Below are 7,372 nucleotides of genomic sequence, written 5' to 3'. Positions count from 1 at the left end.
CCGGGCCCTCCGCCGCACCGGCCGCGGAGCAGGCGCCCGGGCCGGCGGCCCGGGCCGTCCCGGCGGTCCTGCCCGGCCGCGCCGAGCTGGTCGAGCGGCTGTCCGGCGAGTCGCCGCGCAGCTGGGGCTTCGACCCGCCGGGCGCCGCCACCGAACTGCCCGAGGGTGAACGGGCCATTGCACTGACCTTCGACGCGTGCGGCGGCCCCGGCGGATCGGGGTACGACGAGGCGCTGATCGGCACCCTCCGGGCCCGGCAGGTGCCCGCCACGCTGTTCCTCAACTCCCGCTGGTTGGAGGCCAACCCCGAGCTCTTCCGGGAACTCGCCGGCGACCCGCTGTTCGAGATCGGCAACCACGGCACCCGGCACCGGCCGCTGTCGGTGACCGGCCGCTCGGCGTACGACATCGCGGGCACCCGTGACGTCGGCGAGGTCTACGACGAGGTGGCCGGCAACCAGGAGGGGCTCACCGAACTGCTCGGCCGCCCGCCCGCGTTCTTCCGCTCCGGCACCGCGTACTACGACGACGTGGCCGCGCAGGTGGTGACCGCGCTGGGGGCGCGCATCGCCGGCTTCACCGTCAACGGCGACGGCGGCGCCACGTTCGGCGCCGAGCAGGTCCGGCGCACGGTCGCCGCGGCCGGGCCCGGCTCGATCGTGCTGGCGCACATGAACCACCCCGGCAGCGGCACCGCCCGCGGGGTGGCCGCGGCGCTGCCGGAGCTGCTCGACGCGGGCCACCGGTTCGTCCGGCTCTCGGACGTGGCGTGGTGAACCGCTGCTGCTGCCGCCGCTGACCGGCCGGCCGTCAGTCCTGTCGCTCGTGCTCGGCCCGCAGCGACTCCTCGGCCTCCTCCTGGGCCGCCCGCACCTCGGCCTCCACCTCGTCGGCGGGGCGGCGCACCAGCCGGCCGCCGTGCCGGGCGGCGATCTCGTCCACCGCGTCGGGGGAGGTCTCGGTCAGCTCGGCGATCAGCATGCTGGTGCTGTCGGCCAGGCCCCGGCTGAAGACCAGCAGGCCCTCGGCCGAGTCGCTGAGGCGCTTGTACTCCGCGCCGCCGCCGAGCGCCGTGCCCGCGCCCCAGCCGAGGAACACCCCGATCGGCCCGCCGATCAGCCCGACCAGTCCGCCGACCACACCGCTGAGCACCGTCGCCGTGCCCGCGCCGCGCACCCAGCTCTCCGGTACGTCCAGCAGGCCCTCGGCCGACCGCTCCATCACGGCGGCCTGCCGCACGCCGTGCACCTCCTTGATCTCGTGGTACGCCCGGCGGGCGGCCTCGGTGGATCCGAAGGTCACGAAGACCATGCTGTGGCTCTCGTGCATCGTGCTGCCTCTCGACGTGCGGGCGCGGGTGCTCATCGCAACGGTAGGCCCGCCGGGGCCGGTCGTGCCGGACCCCGGCGGGTGGTCACCACTTGTCCCAGGCGATGTTCCAGCCGCTGAGGCCGTTGGCCGGGTCGACCTGCTGGCCGACCGAGTTCTTCACCGTCACCACGTCGCCGATCAGCGAGGCGGCGTAGAACCTACCCGCCACCGAGCCGTCGTCGCCGTCCTCCGCGGAGCCGTCCTGGAGGCCGACGCAGCCGTGGCTGGTGTTGCGGCTGCCGAACGGGTTGTCGGGGGCGTACTTGCCGTGGACGTAGGTGCCGGTCGGGGTGAGCCGCAGCGCGTGCGGCATCTTGACCTTGTAGTCCGGGCCCTCGTGGTTGACGACGGTGGAGGAGTCCATCACGGTGGTGCCCTCCTTCGCCATGATCACCATGGTGCCGTTGAAGGTGTTCTGCGAGGCGGGGGAGGAGGCGCCGGCGCTGATCGGGATGGTCTCCGCGGGCTTGCCCTCCTCCTCGACCACCATCTGGTGGGAGGCGGCGTCCGCGGTGCTGGTCCGCGAGCGGCCGATGGTGAAGGTCTGGTCGCTGTCGACCTCGCCGTACACGCCGGGCGCGGTCTCCACGCTCTTGAGGCGGTAGTGCGCGACCACCTTGGTCTGCGACTTCCAGAACGTCTGCGGCCGGAAGTCGATCCGGGTGTCGTTGAACCAGTGGCCCTTGACCACGCTGCCGTCGGAGGTCTCGAAGCTGACGGCCTGCTCCACCGCCGCCCGGTCCTTGACGGCCTTCTTGAAGGTCAGTGAGACGATCATGCCGGTGCCGTAGGTCTGGCCGTCGGCGATGTTGTCCTGCGGGCCCGCGCCCGCCTTGGGCGTCAGGGTGGTGAAGCTGCTCTCCGCGGTGGCGGCCAGTCCCTCGGCGTCGGTGGCCTTGGCGCTCACCCGGTACGCGGTCGACACCGCGAGCCCGGCCGCGGGCACCCAGCCCAGGCCGTCGGCGGCTATCGCGCCCGGGACCTCCTTGCCGTCCGGTCCGGTGACCTTCAGCTCGGTCAGCTTGCCGTTCGCCACCGCGACCTTGAGCGCTCCGGTCGGCTTGACGTCCGTCGCGCCGTTGCCCGGCTCGATGGTCACCGCCGCCGCCGAGGTCCTCTGCTTCGACGCGGCCGCCGCCCCGCCCGATCCGCTTCCGCTGCCGCCGCTGCACGCCGTGGTCAGCACCAGTGCGCCGCCGAGCAGCGCCACCGCCAGGACCCTGTTGTTCCGTTCCACCCGAATGACCCCTCTTGCCGGTTCCAGCCGTATACACGCCGGAGCGGGCGGACAGGTTCCCGCAGAGAGGGACGATTCGGTCACGCATGGATCTCCGGCGGCGGCGCCGGGAGTGCTGTCCGGCCGGTCAGACGCACTTCAGGTCGCGGTTGACCAGCGTCACCGAGCCGACCTTGCCGTCCGCGACGGTGAACTCCAGCATCCAGCCCGCCGGGCCCTGGGCCGACACCTGGTACCGGCCGTCCTTGCGCAGCTCCAGACCGCGCGAGCCGTACGCCTGCTTCAGCTCCTCCAGCGTGGAGCCCGCACCGACGCCCTCGGCCGTACGCGCCCCGGCCGGCGCGGCCAGCTCCCGCAGGCCGTCCTTGCCGAAGGACGCGCCGCCAGCCGCCGCGAACGCCGCGTCGCGGGCCTCACGGACCTTCATCTCGTCGACGATGGCCTGCGTCGCGTCGGCGAACAGCCGGGCCGCCTCGGCCTGGCGTCCGGCGTCATCCGCGTACTCCCGGGCCGAGGCGCCCGGGCCGGCCTTGCCCTGCTCGGCCTTGGCGCCGGCCTCGTCGGCCTTGGCGTTCAGGTCCTTCGACCTGGTCTCGGCGGCGGTCTCGGCCGCCATCCGGGCCGGGTCCGGCGCGGGCCCGCCCTGGTACGAGAAGTCCGTGCACCCGCCGAGCGTGGACACCGGCGCGGCCTGCAGCGCGCCGGTCGCCAGCGCCGCGTCCTTCGCCTGGCCCGGCGTCAGACCCCGGTAGCCGGCCGCACCGAAGGCCTCCGGCGCCTTGCCCGAGGCCGGCGCCGACCCGCCCGCGCCGCCGCCCGCGCAGGCCACCGCGCCCGCCAGGACCGCCGCCGCCACCAGGCCCCGACCGGCCGTCCGCCGCCGCCCGGTGCCCCCGAGCCCGGATACTGCTACCACCATCTGCTGCTCCCCTTGTGGATCTTCGCGGCCACGCTAGCGGTCCGCCGTCGACGGCCGACACCGGATTTCCGCCCGCGCTCGCCCGGCCGCGCCGTCCACCGCCGGTCAACTCGGCTCCCCGAGGCCGCGATTGCCCCCGGCGGCCGCGGGCCGCCCGCCGCGACCGGGTGACGCGGCTCACCCGCCGCCCGTCCGTCCCCGGTTGGCCCGATCGGCCGACAGCGGCCCGGATGTCCTTGACCACCGCCGCGTGCCGCTGCTGCGATGGGACCGGCCGGATGCCTGCGCGGCGGCCGCGACCTGCGAAGACACCCGCCCTGCAGACGGCCGGACCGGGACGTCGCATCCGCCGAGGGGATCCCCATGAGGAGACGCTGTCCGGCGTGGGCCGCGGCCGCGGCCCTGACCGCCGCCACCCTGAGCACCGCCCCCGCGGCAGCGCGGGCGGAACCCGCCTTCGACCCGGCCGCGGCCGTCGCGAGCCTCCACCGGCTGCTGCCCGCGGCCGCCGCCGACCAGCTCACCCTCACCCCCGCGGCCCGGGACACCGGCGCCGACACCTTCACCGTCCTCGGCCGGGCCGGCGCGGTCGAGGTCCGCGGAACCTCCCCGGCCACCCTGCTGGCCGGCGCCGGCTGGTACCTGCGCGAGGTGGCGGGCGTCGACATCGGCCTGCCCGGCGACAGCCTCGCCGCGCTCCCCGCCACCCTGCCCGCCGTATCGCAGCCGGTCACCCGCACCGCCGCCGTCGCCCACCGCTACGCCCTCAACGACACCGACGACGGCTACTCCGGCGCCTACCGCGACTTCGCCGCCCGCCAGCACGAGATCGACGTGCTGGCCCTGCACGGCGTCAACGAGGTCTTCGTGCAGACCGGCGCCGAGCAGCCGTACCTCGAGACCTTCCGCCGGTTCGGCTACACCGAGGCCGAGCTGCGCGCCTGGATCCCCGCACCCGCGCACCAGAGCTGGTGGCTGCTGCAGAACATGAGCGGCTTCGGCGGGCCCGTGTCCGCGCACCTGGCCGCCGACCGCGCCGCGCTCGGCCGGCGGATCGCCGACCAGCTCCGGGAGCTCGGCATGACCCCGGTGCTGCCCGGCTACTTCGGGACCGTCCCGCCGGGGTTCACCGACCGCAACCCCACCGCCGTCACCGTCCCCCAGGGCAGCTGGGTCGGCTTCGCCCGGCCCGACTGGCTGGACCCGCGCACCCCCGTGTTCGCCGAGGTGGCCGCCGCCTACTACGCCGCCCAGCGAGCCGATTTCGGCGACAGCGCGATGTACAAGATGGACCTGCTGCACGAGGGCGGCAACCCCGGCACGGTCGACGTCGGTGCCGCCGCCGGCGCCGTCCAGCGCGCCCTGCAGACGGCCCACCCCGGTGCGCTCTGGGCGATCCTCGGGTGGCAGGACAACCCCACCGCCGCCCTGCTCGGCGGCGTGGACCGGACCCGGATGCTGGTCGTCGACGGACTGTCCGACCGCTACGACGGCCTGGACCGCGAGAGCAGCTGGGCCGGCACCCCGTACGCCTTCGGCACCATCCACAACTTCGGCGGCCACACCGCCGTCGGTGCCAACACCGTGACCTGGACCACCCGCTTCCGCCAGTGGCGCGACCGGCCCGGCAGCGCCCTGCGCGGTCTCGCCTACCTGCCCGAGGGCACCGGCACCGACCCGGCCGCCTTCGACCTGTTCACCCAACTCGCCTGGGAGTCGGGCGGGATCGACCAGGGGGACTGGTTCGCCCGGTACGCGGCCCGGCGCTACGGCGGCCCCGACCCGCACGCCACCGCGGCCTGGGAACAGCTGCGCCTCGGCCCGTACAGCCTGCCCTCGGGGACCTGGAGCGAGCCGCAGGACGGCCTGTTCGCGGCCCGTCCCGACCTCGCGGCGGCCACCGCGGCGAGCTGGAGCCCGCCCGCCCTGCGCTACCGCCCGCAGACCGTCCGCACCGCGCTCGCCGAACTGCTCCAGGTCGCCCCCGAGCGGCGGGCCACCGACGCCTACCGCTTCGACCTGGTCAACACGGCCCGCCAGACGCTCGCCGACCGCAGCCGCGAGCTGCTGCCGCTGATCGCCGGCGCCTACCGGGCGAAGGACCGGCCGGCCTTCCGCCGCCTGGCCGCCGAGTGGGCCGCGGACGCGGCGCTGCTGGACCGGGTGACCGGCTCCGACGCCCGTTTCCTGCTCGGCCCGTGGCTGGCGGCCGCCCGTTCCTGGGGAGCCACCGACGCCGAACGGGACCAGCTGGAGTACGACGCCCGGACCATCCTCACCACCTGGGCCGGGCGCGGGCCCAGCGAGGAAGGCGTGCACGACTACGCCAACCGGGAGTGGTCGGGGCTGGTCGCCACGCTCTACGCCCCCCGCTGGGCCGGGTACTTCGCCGGCCTGGACGCGGCGCTGACGGCGGGCCGCGACCCGGCGCCGGTCGACTGGTTCGCCGTGGACGACGCCTGGACCCGTCAGCACGGCAGCTACCCGCTCACCCCCACGGGCGACCCGGTGGTCCTGGCCCGGGAGGTCCTGGCCGCCGTCCCGCCGCCGACCGGGCCCTGACCGCGGCGGCGCCGGGGGAGCGGGCCCGGGGGCCATGATCAGGGACACCGACCATGGCCCGGCCCTCGCGGGCGCCGGATCAGGACGCGCAGTCCTTGCAGATCGGCCGGCCCTGGGAGTCCTTACCGGCCAGCTGGCTGCGGTGGTGCACCATGAAGCAGGTGGCGCAGGTGAACTCGTCCTGCTGCTCCGGCAGCACCTGGACGACGAGCTCCTCACCGGACAGGTCGGCGCCGGGCAGCTCCAGCCCCTCGACCGCCTCGAAGTCCGCGTCGACCTGACCGGTCGACTTGTCGTTGCGCCGGCTCTTCAGTTCCTCGATGCTGTCGTCCGATTCCTCGTTGTTGTTGCGCGGGGCGTCGTAGTCGGTTGCCAAAACGGCGGCCTTCCGGTCGGGATACCGCACGGTCGGGGACCGCGCGGCGGTGGGTGTCGACGGACATCCTGTCCTGTCCGCGCGGCAGGGGGAAGCCGGGACGGTCGGCCCGCACCTGTTCGGATGACGGTGAACCGGCACCGGACCCGGAACGCACCGTCCGTCACCGGCGGTTCAGCCGCTCAGATAACCGCCCGGCACCGAGGTGAACAGCGCACCGCCCGGGCCGCTCACCCGCCAGGCCACGGCCGGTCCGCCGGGCCCGGGTTCCGGCGGCACGGCCAGTGTACGGCCGGTGTCGAAGTCCATCTCCAGGCTGCCGGCCGGGCTGACCCGGACGGCCGTGACCAACGCGCCGACCAGTGCGGCGAGGCCGCCGGCCGGGGCCATGGTCAGGCCGGGGTAGAAGTGCTCGACCTCGTGCGGGCCGGTCAGCCGGAAGTCGTTGTCCACCGTCACCGCCAGCCCGCCGGTCAGGCCCACCCGCAGCCGGTAGCCGCCCTCGACGGTCTCCACCCGGTGCCCGCGCAGTGCGCCCTCGATCGGATCCGCCGCCATGGCCTCCGCCTCCCTCGCCCGGTCACCCGGGTCCATTGTCCGCCCCACCGGGCGCCCACCGCGGGGCCCGGCCGCTCACGGCGCGGCCGGCACCCCCTGGACCAGCTCGGCCGGCCCGCCGTCGCCGTCCCGGGCGGCCAGCGCCCCGGCGATCCGCGCCCAGGACGGCCCCGGGAGCACCTCGCGGGCGCCGTCCGGTGTGAACATCCGCGCCTCGGCCAGCTCGGCCGGCTGCAGCCGCGCGGTCGCGAGCCGCCCGGCGGCGAGCGTCCCGCCGTCGTAGACGTGCACCAGCCGCGCCCGGTCACCCGGCCGGTCCGCCTCGGCGGGCACCCAGTCCAGCGCCAGC

Annotated in this window: 7 protein-coding genes and 1 pseudogene; 2 read left to right on the top strand and 6 right to left on the bottom strand. The window is 75.4% G+C overall.

What is annotated here, in order from left to right:
• A partial coding sequence (locus AA75_RS19230) for a polysaccharide deacetylase family protein (RefSeq protein WP_033821342.1) occupies positions 1 to 776 on the top strand: 776 nt, incomplete at its 5' end.
• Between the two features lie 34 nt (positions 777 to 810).
• Here AA75_RS19230 and AA75_RS19225 read toward each other — a convergent pair.
• The 3 genes from AA75_RS19225 to AA75_RS19215 all read right to left on the bottom strand — a co-directional run bounded on the left by AA75_RS19225 (position 811) and on the right by AA75_RS19215 (position 3,527).
• Positions 811 to 1,329, bottom strand: a complete 519-nt coding sequence (locus AA75_RS19225; RefSeq protein ID WP_051812782.1) for a hypothetical protein — start codon at positions 1,327 to 1,329, stop codon at positions 811 to 813.
• Between the two features lie 85 nt (positions 1,330 to 1,414).
• Positions 1,415 to 2,608 carry an Ig-like domain-containing protein gene (locus tag AA75_RS19220; RefSeq protein ID WP_082526649.1) on the bottom strand — a complete coding sequence of 398 codons (1,194 nt, stop codon included), beginning with the start codon at positions 2,606 to 2,608 and terminating at the stop codon, positions 1,415 to 1,417.
• A gap of 127 nt (positions 2,609 to 2,735) precedes the next feature.
• Positions 2,736 to 3,527: a hypothetical protein gene (locus AA75_RS19215; RefSeq protein ID WP_082526648.1), complete on the bottom strand. Its 792-nt coding sequence runs from the start codon at positions 3,525 to 3,527 to the stop codon at positions 2,736 to 2,738.
• A gap of 363 nt (positions 3,528 to 3,890) precedes the next feature.
• On the opposite strand from AA75_RS19215, the gene AA75_RS19210 reads away from it, so the two are divergent.
• Positions 3,891 to 6,089, top strand: coding sequence for an alpha-N-acetylglucosaminidase (locus AA75_RS19210; protein ID WP_033821341.1), 2,199 nt, complete (start codon positions 3,891 to 3,893; stop codon positions 6,087 to 6,089).
• 79 nt (positions 6,090 to 6,168) lie between these two features.
• On the opposite strand, the gene AA75_RS19205 is transcribed toward AA75_RS19210, so the two are convergent.
• The 3 genes and pseudogenes from AA75_RS19205 to AA75_RS49495 all read right to left on the bottom strand — a co-directional run.
• Complete coding sequence (locus AA75_RS19205; protein ID WP_033821340.1) at positions 6,169 to 6,465, bottom strand: DUF4193 domain-containing protein; 297 nt, start codon at positions 6,463 to 6,465, stop codon at positions 6,169 to 6,171.
• A gap of 174 nt (positions 6,466 to 6,639) precedes the next feature.
• Positions 6,640 to 7,023 (bottom strand): DUF6188 family protein, encoded by a 384-nt coding sequence (locus AA75_RS19200; protein ID WP_033821339.1) that lies wholly within the window; start codon positions 7,021 to 7,023, stop codon positions 6,640 to 6,642.
• A gap of 75 nt (positions 7,024 to 7,098) precedes the next feature.
• Positions 7,099 to 7,372 (bottom strand): annotated as a pseudogene (locus AA75_RS49495) (NUDIX hydrolase); the annotation flags it as partial.

Origin of the sequence: Kitasatospora sp. MBT63 (assembly GCF_000710465.2) — a bacterium.
In the GTDB taxonomy this organism is placed as follows: domain Bacteria; phylum Actinomycetota; class Actinomycetes; order Streptomycetales; family Streptomycetaceae; genus Kitasatospora.
The sequence above is the reverse complement of the archived record's forward strand: the minus strand, read 5'-3'. Positions and strand labels throughout refer to the sequence as shown.